At 63.9% G+C, this 17,179-nt stretch carries 13 protein-coding genes, 1 tRNA gene and 1 pseudogene; 10 read left to right on the top strand and 5 right to left on the bottom strand.

Going from position 1 to position 17,179, the window contains the following annotated elements; all coding sequences use genetic code 11:
* Window positions 1–377: 377 nt before the first annotated feature.
* The 6 genes and pseudogenes from AC3ITM_RS05905 (at window position 378) to AC3ITM_RS05880 (ending at window position 5,502) form a co-directional block, all read left to right on the top strand.
* A complete protein-coding gene (locus AC3ITM_RS05905) occupies window positions 378–947 on the top strand; it encodes a hypothetical protein (RefSeq protein WP_489269078.1) in 570 nt (189 codons plus the stop codon).
* Window positions 948–1,040: 93 nt separating this feature from the next.
* Window positions 1,041–2,786 (top strand): hypothetical protein, encoded by a 1,746-nt coding sequence (locus AC3ITM_RS05900; protein WP_489269076.1) that lies wholly within the window; start codon window positions 1,041–1,043, stop codon window positions 2,784–2,786.
* Window positions 2,787–3,327: 541 nt separating this feature from the next.
* Window positions 3,328–3,672: pseudogene (locus AC3ITM_RS05895) on the top strand (Arm DNA-binding domain-containing protein); the annotation flags it as partial.
* 347 nt (window positions 3,673–4,019) lie between these two features.
* The gene (locus AC3ITM_RS05890) at window positions 4,020–4,154 is read left to right on the top strand and encodes a hypothetical protein (RefSeq protein ID WP_489269074.1); all 135 of its coding nucleotides are present in this window, start codon (window positions 4,020–4,022) and stop codon (window positions 4,152–4,154) included.
* 90 nt (window positions 4,155–4,244) lie between these two features.
* Entirely contained in the window at window positions 4,245–4,565 is a 321-nt protein-coding gene (locus AC3ITM_RS05885; protein WP_489269072.1) for a helix-turn-helix domain-containing protein, read from the top strand.
* Between the two features lie 163 nt (window positions 4,566–4,728).
* On the top strand, window positions 4,729–5,502 hold the full coding sequence (locus AC3ITM_RS05880) for a reverse transcriptase family protein (RefSeq protein ID WP_489269070.1): 774 nt from the start codon (window positions 4,729–4,731) through the stop codon (window positions 5,500–5,502).
* On the opposite strand, the gene AC3ITM_RS05875 is transcribed toward AC3ITM_RS05880, so the two are convergent.
* A complete protein-coding gene (locus tag AC3ITM_RS05875; protein WP_489269069.1) occupies window positions 5,471–5,932 on the bottom strand; it encodes a hypothetical protein in 462 nt (153 codons plus the stop codon). The genes AC3ITM_RS05880 and AC3ITM_RS05875 overlap by 32 nt on opposite strands.
* An 88-nt stretch (window positions 5,933–6,020) precedes the next feature.
* Here AC3ITM_RS05875 and AC3ITM_RS05870 point away from each other — a divergent pair, with 88 nt between their 5' ends.
* A complete protein-coding gene (locus tag AC3ITM_RS05870) occupies window positions 6,021–6,311 on the top strand; it encodes a helix-turn-helix domain-containing protein (RefSeq protein WP_489269068.1) in 291 nt (96 codons plus the stop codon).
* Between the two features lie 82 nt (window positions 6,312–6,393).
* Here AC3ITM_RS05870 and AC3ITM_RS05865 read toward each other — a convergent pair.
* A tRNA-Thr gene (locus AC3ITM_RS05865) sits at window positions 6,394–6,469 on the bottom strand.
* A gap of 104 nt (window positions 6,470–6,573) precedes the next feature.
* A complete protein-coding gene (locus AC3ITM_RS05860) occupies window positions 6,574–9,471 on the bottom strand; it encodes an autotransporter domain-containing protein (RefSeq protein ID WP_489269067.1) in 2,898 nt (965 codons plus the stop codon).
* 234 nt (window positions 9,472–9,705) lie between these two features.
* Between AC3ITM_RS05860 and AC3ITM_RS05855 the strand changes: the two genes are divergently transcribed.
* Genes AC3ITM_RS05855 through AC3ITM_RS05845 form a run of 3 tightly spaced genes read left to right on the top strand, consistent with a single transcriptional unit; the run spans window position 9,706 to window position 14,014 of the window.
* Window positions 9,706–10,245, top strand: coding sequence for an RNA polymerase sigma factor (locus tag AC3ITM_RS05855; RefSeq protein WP_489269066.1), 540 nt, complete (start codon window positions 9,706–9,708; stop codon window positions 10,243–10,245).
* Window positions 10,245–11,219, top strand: coding sequence for a FecR family protein (locus AC3ITM_RS05850; RefSeq protein ID WP_489269065.1), 975 nt, complete (start codon window positions 10,245–10,247; stop codon window positions 11,217–11,219). Before AC3ITM_RS05855 ends, AC3ITM_RS05850 begins: the two co-directional genes overlap by 1 nt.
* 11 nt (window positions 11,220–11,230) lie before the next feature.
* Window positions 11,231–14,014, top strand: coding sequence for a TonB-dependent receptor domain-containing protein (locus AC3ITM_RS05845; protein WP_489269064.1), 2,784 nt, complete (start codon window positions 11,231–11,233; stop codon window positions 14,012–14,014).
* 74 nt (window positions 14,015–14,088) lie between these two features.
* Here the strand turns inward: AC3ITM_RS05845 and AC3ITM_RS05840 are convergent, their stop codons facing one another.
* Both AC3ITM_RS05840 and ispH read right to left on the bottom strand, forming a co-directional pair.
* Entirely contained in the window at window positions 14,089–15,972 is a 1,884-nt protein-coding gene (locus AC3ITM_RS05840; protein WP_489269063.1) for a M61 family metallopeptidase, read from the bottom strand.
* A 209-nt stretch (window positions 15,973–16,181) separates the two neighbouring features.
* On the bottom strand, window positions 16,182–17,132 hold the full coding sequence (gene ispH / locus AC3ITM_RS05835; protein WP_489269062.1) for a 4-hydroxy-3-methylbut-2-enyl diphosphate reductase: 951 nt from the start codon (window positions 17,130–17,132) through the stop codon (window positions 16,182–16,184).
* Window positions 17,133–17,179 lie beyond the last annotated feature (47 nt).

Here is a 17,179-nt window from a genome sequence, read left to right as displayed (position 1 = left end):
CTAAGCCTAGGGTTGCGGACAACTCCACCCCAACAGTCGCCGCTGCGAACGAGGACGAGGACACGCCTTATCTATACGGACATTCCACCGCGGAAGTCCATACCGAGAAGCATCGCATTAGATAAGCGCGGTTGAAACACATCGAAAAGGTTATAAAACAACGACTTAACCCAACCCACGGAAGCGTTAAGTGCCTCATAAGCCAGACGGCACAAGACCTTAGCAGCGGCAACACAGGCTGCGCTATCCTTAGATTGTCAGGGCCATAGTTCGTGAACTTGCCAATCCCATAACTCCACCGCGCTCGGGGTGATTCGCCAAGATGAGCAAGTTGCGCCAACCGTCAAAATTAGACTGCGTTATACAAGGAGAGTTGAGTGGATCCGCTAACGGTAGCTACAAGCTTCGCGACCATTGTTGGGCTTCTCAGCAACTACAAGAACGAAAGCTCAGCAACGCAGCTTTCTGAGTTCATCGAATGGTTACGAGCTAAGCACCACGAGGATGTGGCGCAAGATATAGAGCGCAATAAGATGCTCGCAGTTCACCTTAAATCCCTACTTTCGCTAAACCACCAAGAACTCCTCCTTCGGCTTAATTCACTGGATGAGGTCCTGGCATCGGTCGCGTCCCACATACAGACATTTTCTGACCTAGCGACATCTGTGCGGCCCCACGGAGCCCTTTCTGCCCAGGCAATTTCGATTGTCAAACAGTTCGCTGATTCCGGCGCGAACGAACTATGGGAACGTAAGTCTATCAATTCGACCAGTTATCACTTTCTTAGCGGTGCAGGCCAGCTTGAGGTTCAAGAAACACGATTCATAGAAGACGATTTGACCACCCTGGTAGAGCTTGGAATTTTTCGACTTGATTACGGCAGCAAGGGGACTCGCAAGTTCATCATTACACGACAGGCTGTCCAGCTCGCAAATTCAGCCAATTAGCGCTCTTAAAGCGCAATAACGGTGCGCGCCAACATGGCAGGATGATTGCCCAAGGCGAGCCCAAGCCTAAACAATTGCAAGGACGATTCGCCAATGAGATTCAGGCAACCATCCGGAATTGATGCCGACGCCAAAGGCGCAGTATTTTTTGCACAGTGCCTTGACGAGCTGCTGTACGAATACACTCCGGCAACCTATAAGCCCAGAGTCATGAGCCCTAGCAGCCTCGGAGCCGAGGCCCTGTTAATAATCGGGCACATCGAAAGTGGATCCATGGACAGGAAACGACTCACATCCGTCCTTGAGGAACTGGCTGCAATAATTAAGTCAGACCCCGTGGCAAAACAATTACTTCCCTTTGAGCCAGGATTTTACCTATCCTTTAGCCCAGAAGAAAAGCTCTCTGACATCCGCGTACGGCTGTCGCTACTGATAAACGTACTTAAGGGATCTAGATACACCAACGAGTTACAGCATCAAATAATTAAGCTCTGCTCTTCTGACAAACAAAAGTCGGATATCCGTACCGCCGCTAAAAGCTGGGTATCCGCCATGCTTTCGCTTGGCTACAGCAAGGAACACATTGCCACTCAGTCCTCAGTGTTTTACGACGGATCCGCAGGACTGTCAGAGCCAGCCCACCTAGCCATCTTCTTCCACCCCTTTGATATGCGCCAACATAACTACGATGTGCTTTTCACGGCACCCAAGATAATTAAAGAAACAGAAGCATCAGCCCTGTATTTTAGAATTCACCTCCCCGACAACGAAGACGACAAAACCGCCATCGCTCAGGAGCAAGGGTTTTCTCCAAATGAGGATGACCTACTTGTTGCGGTTTGCGATGTGACCGCGAAGGACCCCTATACCGCAAAGAACGACGCAGAGAAGAGGCTGGAGCGGCTATCCGACATGTTCGCTCTCTTTCATCACAAGCGCAAAATTCACTGGCAACCCGGAGCACTATCCATTAATCACGAGGGGGTAGTCGTCAAAGTCAATGCCGCGACATCCGGAGCCAAGCGCTCTCGGGACAGCCTGCCAACAAAAGCTTCGCAGAAACTTGCAGAAGCAATGAATGGGCTCAGCTTCGCTGATCGTCAGTCCTTCGATCGCTTCATTAGCGTTGTAAGGCTGCATGGCTCGGCACAGGAGGCGACCAGCGCGGAGGCTCAACTCATAAACTTGTGGACTGGCATGGAAGTACTGGTGCCAAGGGCATCAGACTCAAAGCTTCGAGGGGTACTGAAACTCATCATGCCATTCCTCAACCACGGGTACTTTGATCGCCTCCTCTTCGCTTTAGCGGGCGACCTCTATCGGTGGAACCGGAAAGGCACTTCCGAGCTGCTGAAGCGCGTACAACAGCCGGACTGGAGACCGCATCAAAAGCTAGCCCTTGCACTACTTGGCGGACCGCACGAAGAAGTTCGAACCGATTTGTACAAGATGACGGAGGACTATGCCCTTCTTAAAAATCGCTGCTTTGAGATATCACATCTAATTTCTAAAAGAGAGCATATGAATGAGCGAATCATTGCTCACGAGAAGCGAATTACCTGGCAGATTGAAAGGATTTACCGCGCACGCAACTCGATAATTCATGATGGCAAGTCTCCAAGCCAGACGGACGCGCTAGTCGAGAACGCTCATGAATATCTCGACGGGTTTATTGAGAGGTTCATAAGCTTGTGCGCACGACACAAATATGCCAAGACTCTCGACGAGGCGATTGAGTTCCAGTCCAGATATCATCAAGCATGGAGAAAGCAACTTCGCTCCAATGAAGAAGTTACTTCCAACGACCTCCTGCAGGCCTGCGGTCTCGATGCGTCTTAACCGCATGCAGACAAAGCTCAATTATTGCTTCAACACCACACCCAATACACAGCGCCGTTTCAAGTACACTTAGCGTAGGCGACCTTTCGTCGACCTGACACACTCCTTCCGGAACGGCTGCTCCAGCAGCAAAGTTCGGAGCGCGGGGGAATGCGCGACGCTGATCCCCGCGCTTCCGAATGAACATGCCTGTTTGGCGCACCTTGACGGGGAAGCTTACGCCCCCATCCAAGCCAGTGATGCTTGAGAGTAGCGGATCTCAATCCCGAGTTAGAAATGGGGATGTGTCAAGCTTGGTACGTAAGATTGCAACCCACCTACTTCAATCGCTAATCGATCACCTCTAAGCTCAACTGCAGGTGACTGCTCGCCCAGTCTCGTTGTGCGGAGTGTCTTCATCCTTTGACTCCTAGAAGACTCGGCAACATAAGCGGCATTGAAGCCGGTTCATCAGACAGGCCCCGGGTGTCCCGTGCGGACACGCCCCATCCGCAACTAGCAGCATGGAAGACCAGCCAGCAATCCGTCTCGGAAGTCGAAGATCACCCAGTCCCTCGTCGAGAGGGCGCCCCGGCCCGAGCAGGGCAAGTCGCTCCTGTACGCCGACACCGAGATGAGGGGGTTCTACCTCATCATCACCGCCAACAAGCGCAGCTTCTACGTACAGTCCCTCGTCAACGGCCGGCAGGTCCGCACGAAGCTGGGCGACCACCCCGCGATGGACGCCAAGCAGGCCCGCGACGCCGCCCGGCAGACGCTGGTCGGCATGCGCGGCGGGGGCAACCCTAACGAGGAGCGACGCCGGGCGCGTTCGCGCGGTATCACCCTGCGCGAGGCGCTCGACCTCCACCCGGCGGCAAAGCCGCTGTCCCCGAGGACCCGGACACGGCACCGGCTACGTAGTGAGCCCGTGCGGTCGCCCGAAAATAATAAATGCAAGCTGAACACATGTTCGCCAACAGCGTGACTCCGTCATGCAGCTCTGGCAGCCTGTAACTGTCGTGACGGGGATCATCCTTGCACGTTGTGGGCCGAGAGGCTCGAGGGGCGAAAGCCCCACAGGCTCCTGCGGCGACGTCGGTCCGAGGTCGATGGTCCAAGGGTCGAGGGTCGTGGGATTCAGGTGGCGTCGGCAAGGTGCGACGCCAGTGGGCTACTGGAGGGCAAAAACTGACGCTTCCCCGTCTCAGGTGTCGTAAGGGGTGCAATTGGGCACCACACCGAGACAAGACCATGCGTAAGAAGAACGGTCGGAAGCACGACAGGCGTCAGCAGTTGATTGGCCGCTTTAAGGATTTTTTGAGGCAGCCTTGGTTCATGCGTTTGGTAATTGGCGTGATCTGGAAATTAATGGATCGCGATTTGTGATTTTCGGCCGACTACCAGCAAGCACGATACGACAAAATCAACACCCTCCCTTAGAACAGCTCAGACACTCCTTCGCTATCTGGAATAATCATGTTGAATAAAGCCCTAAGAATTGTCCGGGAAGTGCACCGGATGAAACAGGGCGAGTTAGCTGACGCACTAGGAATATCAAAGTCCTACTTGTCAGAACTTGAGCGAGGCGAAAAAAAGGTAAGCCTCGACGTATTAAATAAATACGCCAATACATTCGATGTACCCGCCTCTACCTTCCTCAGCTTCATGGAGGCACTAGAAGGAGAGTCGGATGTCCGCAGAAGTCGCGCCCGCAAGTTACTAAGCGTTCTCTCATGGACTATTGGAAATGACCGAGCCGAGAGCGAAGAAGGCCACGAAGGCAAAGAAGCGGACTGAGCGGTACCCCATCGCTTTGTCGCCCTTATATGGAATGAAGAGTCATACAAGCCTCGCGGAACTGTTGCACTGGGCTGGGACAACGGGGCAGCTGAGACAATTCTGCCGAAATCCAGAGAACTTTAGAAGGTATATTGACAGGTCGAAGCCTGGCAAGGAGCGAATGATTGAAGCTCCTGCGAAGCGCGCAAAAGAGTTCCAAGCTTACGTTCTTGAACTCCTGCGGCGAATCGAACTACCTGATTATCTTCATTCCGCTCGAGTCGGCCACTCATACCTCAGCAATTCGAGCGCACACGTTGAAGAGGACGGGTGCACGATAACGATGGACATCGACTCGTTCTATCAGTCTGCGTCAATTGATCGCATCACTCGTTTCTTTGAGCTTCGTTTGAAGCAGCCAAGAGACGTGGCGGAGACGCTTGCCAGCCTGCTGTGCTGCGACGGACATTTGGCGACAGGTAGTCCAGCTAGTCCACTCATATCCTTCTGGGCCTTTCGAGAAGCTTTCGACGCCATTGACGAGAGGGTTTGCCGCCGTGGGGGCGTCTTTACGCTCTACATCGATGACATGGGAATCACAGGAAAGGGGTTCGGACACACCGATATCAGCTGGATAACTCGCTTGCTGCGGCGATTTGGTCTAACGATCAAAGAAGAGAAGAATCGTGTTTTCCGAGCCACTGAAGCAAAGGTCATAACAGGACGAGCATGGCGGAATGGCATCAGTCGCGCGCCAAACAAGCAGCACCGCAAGATGCGTGCGGCGCAGGCGCAGTTCGAACTGAATCCCGGTGACCCCACGCTGAAAGCTCGTCTAGCCGGCCAGAAGCGACACCTCGCCCTGTTGGATGACGCACAGCGAGACCGGTATCGTGCGGAAGCCGCCGGGCTGACTAGTTCATCTAAAGGCAAGCTCTCGACCACGCGCCGCTAACGTCATCCCTCTTTTCCAGGATCACTCGCCCATCACCGAATACAAATTTTCGGAAGCCAGTGTATCCCCCGAACTCGCTTTTAATGTTGACTGCCCCGCAGGCGACAACGCCGAATTCATCGGTGTAGTTGGCGCGCACGTTCCGGAACTGCGCGGCCTCCGGGTCCTTCAGCTGGGTCTTTACTGCGCGCTCGGCCGCTATGATCGTCTCGGCGCCGAACCACTTCTCTTGCTGCGCCTTCTTCTCTGCAGCCGTCATGTTGGCGTCCGGCGTGGCTTCCGTCGCGCCTGATTTCTCGGCCTGCTTCTGTGGCAGCTTGGCCACTGCAGTAGGCGCGGCAGCAACTGCGGGCTCGCTGCGCGGAATGATCCTTGACCCGATCCAGGCAAGAACCAACAAGACGACCAGAAGAACCCCTATCCGCTTCATATGCATTCCTTTGTTGATTGATGAATAGTCTTTTTTGGACTATTCCAATCCGAACTTTAGCGTGTGATGACCATCAAGTCATCGCACGATGCCTCAATCAACTCACAACTCTGACTACCAGCTTTTACTAGCCGTTCTAAAAGCGGCTCGTAAGCGCGCGGGAGTGTCGCAGGTGGATTTGGCGAGCCGACTGGGAAACACACAGACTTTCGTCTCGAAATGCGAGCGCGGTGAGCGTCGCATTGACGCCGTGGAGCTGGTCGAGTTCGCCGAAGCACTGGGAATTGCACCGCAAAACCTACTTGCCGAGTACCTAGAGCTGCGCGGCGGCTCGTCTTCAGCGAAGGCGCGCAAAGGCAAGAAGTCGCACGGGAACTGAGCATTCGTGCTCAAACCGTGTTCGTGCGCATCCCTGAAAAGCACTTAGGCCGCCCGAAGGCAGCCTAAGTGCTTGATGTACATGGTGCCGGAAATAGGAATCGAACCTACGACCTACGCATTACGAATGCGCCGCTCTACCAACTGAGCTATTCCGGCTGAGCAGGCAATTCTACGGGGCGGCGGCCGGAATGGTCAATTGCGGGCCGGCCTGGCAGGGGGCGTCCGCCGCCAGCCAGGCCGGGCCGGAACGCCCCCTGTGGTCAGAACCGGTAGCCCAGGCCCAGCATCACCCCGTTTTGGTCCTGGCCGTCGCGGCGCTGCCCGACGTAGTCGAGCATGATCGACAGCCGTTCGCTGGCCCGGCTGGCCACGCCCACGTTCCAGGCCAGCACGCGCTCGCCCACCTGCTGGCTGGCCGCGCCGAACACCAGCTCCGGCGCGGCACTGAACGCGTTGCTGTACTGGGCCCGGGTGTCGCCCAGTTCCTTCTGCCAGACCACCCGGGCATGCGGGGTGATGCGCTCGCCATTGCGCCCGGCGAAGGTCTTGTACAGCTGCAGGCCGGCGCCGACGCGGATGCTCTCCAGGCTGTCGCTGCGGCCGGTGAGGGCGCCGGCGCCCTGCCCTTCATCGAAGCGGGTGGCCGAGGTGCGCGCATAGTCGACCACCGGCAGCAGCGGCTGGATCACCAGGCCATTGCCGGTGGTGAAGGTGAAGCCGTGCTCCAGCCGTGCCGATACCGCATCGTTGCTGTACTTGGCACGCAGCGGGCCGTCCAGGCCGTCCAGGCCGTCCAGGCCGTCCAGGCCGGCGATGCTGCGGCGGGTGTCGTGGCGCAGGTCGGTGTAACGCGCCGAGAACGACAGGAAGCCCCGCGCATAGCTGGCATCCAGGTAACCGCCCACGTCCAGCGCGCGTACGTCGCCGCTGAACTCGGTGCCGTCGCGGCCCTTGGTCGACATGTCCGCGGCGGCAACGCTGACGCCCAAGGTCACGCGATCATCGGCGATGCGGGTGTCGGCACCGAGCACGATGCCGCCCACGGTATGGGTCATGCCGGCAACGCCGTCACCGCCTTCGATCCGCCCCTGGCTGCCGAAGCCCCTGCCCCATACGCCGAGGTTGCGGCGACCGCTGTCGCCGCTGGCATCGGCCGCTTCGCCACTGGGCGCCACCAGGTGCATGGCCAGCTGGTTGAACAGGCTGGCATTGGCCATGCCCGGCTGCGCCGAGGCGGCCTGCGCGGCCTGCATGGCCAGGCCACCGGCATCGCCGCCGCTGCTGCGCAGCGAGAATTGATGCTGCTGCACCACGTTGCCGATGCTGCCCACCAGTGCGGTGTCGGCCAGGCGCAGGGTGGCGTGGGCGTCGCCGCGCAGGCTGCCGGCCTGCTGCTGGATGATGTCGCGGTCGGCGAACTGCAGCGCGCCCAGCAGCGGCCTGAGCGCGGCATTGTTGCCGTCGGCGGCACTGGCCAGCGCGCGGCCCAGGCCATCGCCTGCGGTGGCGCTGGTGAACAACCCGATCTGCTCGAAGCCGGGGTTGGCGGTCAGCCACAGGCCGTCGGCGGTCTGCTGCACGTTGAAGCTGAGCAGCGAGTTGTGGCGTGGGCGGAACACGTCGCCGTTGGCCAGGTTGGCGGTGTAGCCGGTATCGCCCAGCCGCACCACCTCCTGGAAGCCCTGCTGGTAGATCGGGCCCTGCACCAGGTCGCGGCGGTAGTCGGTGCCGTAGAAACCCTGCGCCACGTTCAACTCCAGGTAGGCGCCCTTGGCGATCACCAGCGCGCCGTCGTTCTGCCCGTCATCGAAGAAGCTGCCCACGCGCAGGCGGCCGCCGGCGCTGCCGCCGTTCTCGGTCACATCGAACAGCACCTTGCCGCCGGGCATGATGTTGACGTAGCCATGGGTGACCAGGTCGCCACCGCGCGGCATCAGGGTGCCGAACACGCGCAGGCGGTTGAAGCCGTCCTCGCGCCACGAGGGGCCGGTGCCGTTGGCCAGTGCGTCGAAATCCATGCCGGTGCCGGCCACATCGCCGTGGCCGACCAGCATGCCGGCGGCCATCACGCGCACTTCGGAGGCGCGCAGCGCGCCGCCTTCCAGGGCGATGGTGCCGTTGTCGACCAGCATGAAATCCGCGCCGGTGGTCGCTGCGGTGCGCCAGGTGGCGCCATTGGTTACGCGGATGACGCCCATCGCATCGTCCAGCGTGGAGGCGTCAAGGTCGCCCAGGCGCAGGCGCGACAGCAACAGGGCCTGGATGCCCGGGTCATTGAGATAGTCCTGCACCGAATCGGTGCCGATGTTCTGCGGGCCCTGGCCGGACAGGTTGTAGATGGCCTGGGCCACGGTCATGTAGGTGGAACCGGCGTTGGTGTTCCAGCGCGCGAAGTCGTCGTCGACCAAGGCCTGCAGCTGGCGCCCGGTGCGCAGGTAGGCCGGGTTGATGTCGCCGGTGACATTGGCGGCCACGTTCAAGGTGTCGCCGGGATCGCGGTAGCCGGCGGCGGTGACGATGTTGTTGCTGAAGATGTCCTGGCCGGGGAAGGTTTCGCGCTTGCTGCCGCTGCCGTCGGGATCGAAGCTGACCGGGGCGCCGGTGGCGCGTGCCGGGTCGGAGAACACCAGCAGGCCGTTGGGCTGGACTACTTCATACATGGCCTTGTGCAGCAGGCCGGCGTCCATGCCGCCGCCGTAGTTGCCGGCATAGATCTGGGTCATGCGCGCCGAGGGGGTATAGATCACCTTGCCGCCGCTGCTGGCGGCGTGGATCTGCACCGAGTCCACGATCGGCAGGTCGCCGCCCAGGTAACGCTCGACGCCGCCGGACTGCATGATCGAGCAGGAGGAGATGCAATGGCCGGACACGATGGTGTTCAATCCGGCGGTGCGGATCACGCCCTGCAGCCATTCGCCGGCGATCAACGCACCGCCGTTGGAGGTGCGCAGCACCACCTCGCGGATCGGGCGGCCTTCGGCCTGCGCCTTGGCCAGCAGTGCCGGCAGCGACATCACATCGGCATAGGTCACCCCGCCGCTGAGATATACCCGGTCACCGCGCACGTGGTAGTTCATCGCCGCTGCGTCACCGGCCGCACCGACCGCCAACACACCCAGTACGCCTGCCAGCGCCACGCTCAATACCGATTGTTTCATTGCGTCTCTCTCCAGATTGGTCCGTCCGCACAAGCCGGCGGACATCCGGGAAAACGACCAGTGGCCTCGATCACCCCCAGTCGGTGGCACCGAAAAATCTAAACTCATTCAGATTGGTCGGGATACGACTGATGGCCTTTCCCATCCTGTCAACCTCGCGTAATACTCGGGTGCCTGTCACTCGATGCCGCCCCAGGTCATGCAGTGTCTTCCCCGCCCCCCGTGATCCATCGCGTGTCCGAGCCGGTACCGCTGCCGGAGGCATTCGCCGTCTTCGTGCGCGATGAGCGCGAACCGCTGTGCGCATTTCTGCGCGCGCGTGGCGCCAGTGCCGAAGACGCCGAGGACATCGCCCAGGACTGCATGGAGCGCCTGATCCGCTACCGCGCGCACGGTACCGGCGAACTGCGCCTGCTGCTGTACCGGATCGCGCGCAACCGGCTGGCCGATCGCGGCCGGTCGCCGCCGGCGCGCATGCACCTGCCGCTGCTGGACGACCACGCCCCCGACACTCCCGCCGGCAGTACTCCCGGGCCGCTGCGCCAGGCCGAATCCGGGCAGATGCTGGCGCTGCTGCGGCAGGCCTTGTTCAAGTTGCCCGAGCGTTGCCGCCAGGTATACCTGCTCAACCGCGTCAGCGGCATGAGCTATACCCAGATCGCGCGCCACTGCGGAATCACCGCCAACACGGTGGAAAAACACATCGCCCGCGCCCTGCAGGGACTGCGCAAGGAACTGGGCCCCGACAGCTTCCGCAAGGACGGAGAGACGTGATGCGCGTTGCCGAGCACACCCCCGACGAACAGACCTTCCAGCGTGCGAGCGAATGGGTGGCGCGGCTGGAAGCAGCCGACTGCACCGGTGCCGAGCGCGATGCGTTCGAGGACTGGCTGGCCGAGCACCCCGACCACGTGCACGCCTGGGCGCAGGCCGAAACCCTGCACCAGCAGGCCGCGCTGCTGGCCGATGACGCCGGGCTTCGCGCCCAGGTGGCCCACCATGCCCACCCGGCCCGGCGGCGCTGGCTGCCGCGCCTGGCGATCGCCGCCGGGCTGTGCGTGGCGGTGATCGGCGGCGGCCTGTTCGCCATCGATGGCAACCCTGCCACCCACCACTACGCCAACGACAGCCGCGTGCCGCAGCAGCGCACGCTCGAAGACGGCAGCATCGCCACGCTGGATGCCGGCGCGGCGCTGGCTGCGCGGGTGGGCTGGCGCGGGCGGCGCATCGACCTGGAACGCGGCCGGGTGCAGCTGCAGGTCGCGCCGTCGGCCAAGACGTTGCGGGTGCATGCGGGCAACAGCACCCTGCGCGACATCGGTACCACCTTCCAGGTGGAACGGCGCGGCGACGGCCGGGTCGATGTGGCCTTGCTGGAAGGCGCGGTGGAGGTCACCAGCAGCGGCGCGCAGGCCAGCCGGTACCTGCTGCAGCCGGGGCAACAGGTGCAGGTGCTGCCCTCGGGCCGGATCCAGCCGGCGGCCGCCCTGTCGCGGCCGGCCGCCGAAGGCTGGCTGCACGGGCAACTGGTGTTCGACGGCGCGCCCCTGCAGGAAGTGGTGGAGCGCATGAACCGCTACAGCGCCACGCCGCTGGTGGTCAACGACCCGGCATTGGCATCGCTGGCGGTCAGCGGCACCTTCCGCGCCGGTGATGCGCAGCACCTGCTGCGGGCACTGGCGCTGGGCTGGTCGATCGCCGCACGGCAACGCGCGGACGGTGCAGTGGAACTGCACCGCCAGCCCTGAGCAGGCCGTCGATGCAGGTCACGCTCCGGCTGTGGCGATGGCTGCGCCTGGGTGCGCTCGGCATCGCCTTGTGCGCCGCGCTGCCGCCGCGCGCCGAAGCCGGCGGCACGCCGGCGCCGATCGGTTACCGGATCGAACGCGGCACACTGGCCACGGCACTGCAGCACTGGGCGCGCCAGAGCGGCCAGCTGCTGGTGTTCGATGCCGGCGAACTGGCCGGGCTGCAGACGGCCGGCCTCCATACCCGGCAGGCGCCGGCCGCCGCGCTGGATCAGTTGCTGGCCGGCCTGCCGGTCAAGGTGCAACAGACCGCCGATGGCGTGTTCGTGGTGCGCCGTACCGCACCTGCAGTTGCGGCGGCGGCCGCGCGTACGCCGGCCCGTGCGGCCACGCCTGCGGCACCGGGCAGCGCGCCGCAGGTGCAGCTGGCGCCGGTGCAGGTCACCGGCAGCCGCCTGCCACGCAGCTCGCTGCAGACCACCCTGCCGGTCACCCTGATCGAGCGCGATGAGATCCTGCGCAGCGGCTACGGCTCGTTGTTCGACCTGCTGCGCCACCTGCCCGGCATGACCGGGCATTCGCCGCTGTCCACCTCCGGCAGCGGCGATTCGCTGTACCTGCCGTCCGGTGCGGCGGCCACCACCAGCCTGGATGGCATGGGGCCGCGTGCGACCCTGTTCCTGGTCAACGGCAGGCGCCTGCCGCGCTATCCGATGGTGTCGTTGAACGACGGCGCGCTGACCGACCTGGGTGGCATCCCATTGAGTTTCGTCGAGCGCATCGAACTGGTCCGTGGCGGCGCCTCGGCGATCTATGGGGCCGATGCGATGTCCGGGGTGGTCAACATCATCCTGCGCGACCACGCCGACGGTGCCGAGGCGATGCTGCAGTCCGGGGTCAGCAGCCGCGGCGACGGCGACCAGCAGCGGCTGCAGCTGGCCGGCGGCGGCAGCCGCGCCAACGGCGACCGCTGGTTCGCCGGGCTGGACCTGCAGCGCGCCCAGCATGTGGGCGGCGACCGCCGCGCCTGGCATCGCGAACAGGACCGCTATCCGATCGGCCTGCTCAGCATCGATGGCGACTACCTGCCCGCCGCGCTGTGCCCGGCGCCCCTGCAGCGCGACGACGACGGCTGCTGGTATGACAGTGCGCGGCCCGGATCGCTGCAGCCGGCCGCCTCCACGCTGGCGGCATACGGCCGCTATCGGCGCGAACTCGGCCTGGGCCGATACGCGTATGCCGAAGCGCGCGCCAGTCGCAACCGGCAGCGTTTCGAACTGGGCGCCACCGCCGCCGCCCTGCACCTGGGCAATGGCCTGCTGATCAACCATGTCTTCCAGGAAGGCGGCATCGTGCGCCCGCGGGTGCAGGCCACCGATACCGACCTCACCGTCGGCGTCGGCCGCAACCAGCCCGGGCGCCGCTGGGAGGCTGGCGTGGGCCGGCAGCACAGCGAGGTGCTGCTGGTCACCGAAGGCGCGGTGCGTACCGAACAGTTGTTCGCCGCCACCCGCCAGGGCTTCGTGCCCGGCTTCACGCCGCTGCCGCCGCAGCAGGCCGCGCTGTTGTTTCCCCGCATCGGCAACCGCGGGCGCACCGAGCAATGGCAGGCCTGGTGGGGGCTGCAGCGCGACCTGATGGCGCTGCCCGGTGGCGCGGCGCAGTGGGCGGCCGGCATCGACCTGCGCCATGAAACCTGGACCGCGCAGCCCGATGCGCTGCTGGGCGAAGGCAAGCTGGCGCTGGGCCTGCCGCTGGAGCAGCGCCGGCTGTCGCGGCCGTCCAGTGCGGTGTACACCGAACTCGGCCTGCCGCTGGCAGCCACGCTGCGGCTGGATGTGGCCGCACGCTGGGACCGCGATGCCGGCGACAACGCGTTCTCGCCGCGTGCCGGCCTGCGCTGGAGCCCGTCGGCGCACTGGTCGTGGCTGCTGTCCAGCGGCCGCGGCTACCGTGCGCCCAGCCTGTTCGAACGGCGCCGGCCGCCGGCCGATGACGACGCGGTGGTGCTGCCGCCCTCCAGTGCGCTGCCGCCCTGCGCCCAGCCTTCCACGCAGGGCTGCGTACTGGACGTGGCGGTGGTGGAGAACCGCAATCTGAAACCAGAAACCACGCGCAGCCATGCGCTGGGCGTGACCTGGTCACCGGCCAGCGCGCTGTCGTTGTCGCTGACCCACACCCGGGTCGAGCTGCGCAACGAGATCCTGGCGCTGCGCCCGCAGGATGCGCAGTGGAACCGCCGGCTGTGGGCACTGGACGAGGCCGGGCACCTGCAGTCGCTGCGCCTGTCCTTCGACAATATCGGCCGCACCGTTTCGCGCAACTGGGTGCTGCGCGGCGACTACCGCCAGGCCACCGGCGCCGATGGCCAGTGGCAGCTGACGCTGGACGCACTGCGGCAGCAGGAACTGCGCCGCTTCCGCGCCCAGGGCGAAGCGGTCGACCTGCGCGGCCACGCCACCCCGCGCCATGCGGCCGTGTTCGGCACGCAGTGGCAGAACCCGCACTGGGATATCGCCGTGCGCGCCAACTACATCGGCCGCACCCGTGCCTGGCTGCCCGGCCAGGCCTGCCCGCCGCTGCAACGCGAACAGCAGCGCTGCAACAATCCCGACCGGCTGTACTGGAACCTGCACCTGGGCCGCCAGCTCGGGCCGCGGGTCGCGCTGGCGCTGGACGTGCACAACCTGTTCGATGCGCCGCCGGTCAACCACCTGGTCGGCAACGGCGGCCTGGCGCGGGGACGCGACGACCCGCTGGGGCGCTACTTCCTGCTGACCCTGCAGCTACGCTGACGCCGCCTGCCGGTGTGCACCGGCGCGCACGCGGCGCGCCAGCGGGCAGCACGACATTGATTGCTACCTCGCGCTCAGTGCGCCTTCCACAACTCGGCCAGCCGGTCCGGCTTGCCGGCGATGCGCTGCAGCGACGGGTACAGCAGGCCGCCGTGGTAATCCAGGCTGACCGTATCGATGCGGTCGAAGCTCTTCACCAGCAGGGTGATCGGCGCCTTGCCGGTTTTCGCCGCGGTGACCGCTTCCTTCAGGTCATCGCCCTTGAACACCCGGCCGTTGACCGCCAGCACGCTCATGCCCGGGGCGAGCCCGGCATTGAACGCCGGGCTGTCCCACACCACGTCGGTGAGCGCGCCGCCGGCGCTGACCGCCAGGCCCAGCGAGTACAGCAGGTTGGTGTTGTGGGCGCGGGTTTCCTGCGCCTTGAACGCTTCGTTGGGGGTGTCGGTGTAGACCAGCGTCCAGCCGGCCGCTTCCAGCCCGCCGGTCAGCGGGCCGTGCCCATCCAGCCGCGTGCGCAGGAAGCTGGCCCAGTCGTAGGCGGCGATGCCGTTCAAGGTGCCGACCACCTCGTCGAAGGTGTATGGATTGACGTTCCAGTCGCCGTCGTGGGTACCGAAGAACGCCCTGGCGAAATCGTCCAGGCTGCGCTTGTTGCCGGTCAGCGCGCGCAGCTTGCCTTCCACTTCCAGCCACAGCAGCTGGCCGCCGGAATAATAGTCCTCGCTCATCTGGTAGTTGCGGTAGGCCAGCGCGCGACGCTGGGCGATGGTCGGGTCGTTGGTGGTGTCCTGCAGGGTGCGCCAGGCCAGCCCGGGGCGGCCGCGGTCGTAGGTGGCCGCCACATTGGCCAGGGTGTCGCGGGCCTGCTGGACGCTCCACAGGCCCGAACGCGCGGCCAGCACCTGGCCCCAGAACTGGGTCTGGCCTTCGTATACCCACAGCAGGCTGTCGCCCATCGGCACGTTGAAATTGGGCGTGGCCAGGTCGGCGCCGCGCCGGTACTTGCCGTTCCAGGAATGGTTGAACTCGTGCGGCAGCAGGTCGCGGCCGAGCCAGCTCTTGTCCCAGTCGGTGAAGTAATCGGTGCCGGCGCTGTTCTCGCTGGAACGCTGGTGCTCCAGCCCGATCCCGCCGAGCTTGCTGGTCAGTGCCAGCAGGAATTCATAGCGGTCGAAATGGCGGGCGCCGTACAGTTTGTAGATCTGCCGTACCAGCGCGCGGTGCGCCTGCAGCTGTTCGGGCTTGGCCAGCAGCGATTTGGCATCGTCGGCAAAGACGTTCAGGTGCACCGGCACCCTGGCGCCCGGGTCCAGGTCGAACCGCTGGTAATGGCGCCCGGCGAACAGCGGCGAATCGACCAGATGGTCGTAGCTGATCGGCTTGAACAGCACCGTGTCGCCGTCGCGGCGTTCGGTGTCCAGCGCGGTCGCATAGGCCCAGCCCGGCGGCAGCATCACACTGGCCTGGGCCTGGATGTTGGCGGTGACCACCCCGGCCGGATACAGCGAGGTGGCATTCCACTGCAGGTTGAGCATGTCCGGGGTCATCACCACCCGGCCCTGGTTGCCGCCCTGCGGGGACAGGAACTGGAACTGCGCCACCACTTCGCTGGCGCCCTGCGGCACCTCCACGCTGAAGGCATACACATCGTAGGGATCGCGCGTCCACGCCAGCGGCGTGCCGTTGGCCGTGACCACCAGCCCGGCCAGCTTGTCGATCGGGCCACTGGGCGAATGCGCACCGGGCAGCCACTGCGGGTACAGCAGGGTCAGCCTGCCCGGCCTGGCCGGCACGGTGGCCTTGACCCTGAAGATGCGCCGGCCGATATCGCGCGCATCCACGTCGATGCGCAGCAGGCCCGGGAAGGCGACGTCCCGCGGCGGAGGCGTCTGCGCCTGCACGTTGGCGGCGCACAGTGCCAACAGCACCGACAGGAGGGTGGCACGCAGGGTCATCGGCAAGGCTCCAGCGGGGGGAGGCCTTCGATCGTAGTCCTGGCGTGCTGCCCTGCCCCATGGCCAAAGGTCATGACTACGCGATTGGTTGGATCCGGCAAAGCCTGTAATGACCAGGGCCCGCTTGCGCGGGCCCTGGTCGTTTGGGCGCATCCACCAACGGTGGGTACCTACCGCCGTACCGACCAACGGGCGGTACCCACGCAATGTCAGTCGACCAGGCGCAGCCGCAGTTCCTTGGGCAGTGCGAACACCATCGACTCCGGTTCACCGTCCAGTTCGCCGATGCCGCTGGCACCGAGTTCCTTCAGGCGTGCGATCACGCCGTCGACCAGCACCTGCGGCGCCGAAGCGCCGGCGGTCAGGCCGATGTGCTGCTTGCCGGCCACCCAGGCCGGGTCGATTTCGTCGGCGCCGTCGATCAGGTAGGACTCCACGCCTTCGCGCCGCGCCAGTTCGCTCAGGCGGTTGGAGTTGGAGCTGTTCGGCGAGCCCACCACCAGCACCAGGTCGCAGCGCTTGGCCAGGTCGCGTACCGCGTCCTGGCGGTTCTGGGTGGCGTAGCAGATATCGTCGTTCTTGGGCCCCTGCATGGCCGGGAAACGCGTACGCAGGGCCTCGATGATGCCGCGGGTGTCGTCCACCGACAGCGTGGTCTGGGTGGTGTAGGCGAAGTTTTCCGGCTGGTCGATGACCAGCGTGGCCACGTCCTGCACGTCCTCGACCAGGTAGATCTGGCCGGTGCCCTTCTCGCGATTCCACTGGCCCATGGTGCCTTCCACTTCCGGGTGGCCGGCGTGGCCGATCAGCACCACGTCGCGCCCGGCGCGGCAGTGCCGGGCCACTTCCAGGTGCACCTTGGTGACCAGCGGGCAGGTCGCATCGAACACCTTCAGCCCGCGCCGTTCGGCTTCTTGCCGCACCGCCTGGGACACGCCGTGGGCGCTGAAGATCACCGTGTTGTCATCGGGCACTTCGTCGAGTTCTTCGACGAAGATGGCGCCGCGGGCCTTGAGATCGTCGACCACGAAACGGTTGTGCACGACCTCATGGCGCACGTAGATCGGTGCGCCCAGGGTCTCGATCGCGCGCTTGACGATCTCGATCGCACGATCGACGCCGGCGCAGAAACCACGCGGATTGGCGAGCAACACATCCATCGGTCAGATACTCCGGCCGGCACGCGGCCGGTTGATTGCAGGAAACA

The sequence above is a fragment of the Stenotrophomonas sp. KH_029 genome (genome assembly GCF_057839765.1).
Note: the sequence above shows the minus strand (reverse complement) of the source record. Positions and strands in the feature narration are given on the sequence as shown.

What these genes read in the sequence shown, in the direction of transcription:
- ispH (WP_489269062.1), bottom strand. Translation starts at nt 17,132, where the DNA reads ATGGATGTGTTGCTCGCCAATCCGCGTGGTTTCTGCGCCGGCGTCGAT.
- AC3ITM_RS05880 (WP_489269070.1), top strand. Translation starts at nt 4,729, where the DNA reads ATGATTGAAGCTCCTGCGAAGCGCGCAAAAGAGTTCCAAGCTTACGTT.
- AC3ITM_RS05870 (WP_489269068.1), top strand. Translation starts at nt 6,021, where the DNA reads ATGCCTCAATCAACTCACAACTCTGACTACCAGCTTTTACTAGCCGTT.
- AC3ITM_RS05900 (WP_489269076.1), top strand. Translation starts at nt 1,041, where the DNA reads ATGAGATTCAGGCAACCATCCGGAATTGATGCCGACGCCAAAGGCGCA.
- AC3ITM_RS05840 (WP_489269063.1), bottom strand. Translation starts at nt 15,972, where the DNA reads ATGACCCTGCGTGCCACCCTCCTGTCGGTGCTGTTGGCACTGTGCGCC.
- AC3ITM_RS05890 (WP_489269074.1), top strand. Translation starts at nt 4,020, where the DNA reads ATGCGTAAGAAGAACGGTCGGAAGCACGACAGGCGTCAGCAGTTGATT.
- AC3ITM_RS05860 (WP_489269067.1), bottom strand. Translation starts at nt 9,471, where the DNA reads ATGAAACAATCGGTATTGAGCGTGGCGCTGGCAGGCGTACTGGGTGTG.
- AC3ITM_RS05885 (WP_489269072.1), top strand. Translation starts at nt 4,245, where the DNA reads ATGTTGAATAAAGCCCTAAGAATTGTCCGGGAAGTGCACCGGATGAAA.
- AC3ITM_RS05845 (WP_489269064.1), top strand. Translation starts at nt 11,231, where the DNA reads ATGCAGGTCACGCTCCGGCTGTGGCGATGGCTGCGCCTGGGTGCGCTC.
- AC3ITM_RS05850 (WP_489269065.1), top strand. Translation starts at nt 10,245, where the DNA reads ATGCGCGTTGCCGAGCACACCCCCGACGAACAGACCTTCCAGCGTGCG.
- AC3ITM_RS05875 (WP_489269069.1), bottom strand. Translation starts at nt 5,932, where the DNA reads ATGAAGCGGATAGGGGTTCTTCTGGTCGTCTTGTTGGTTCTTGCCTGG.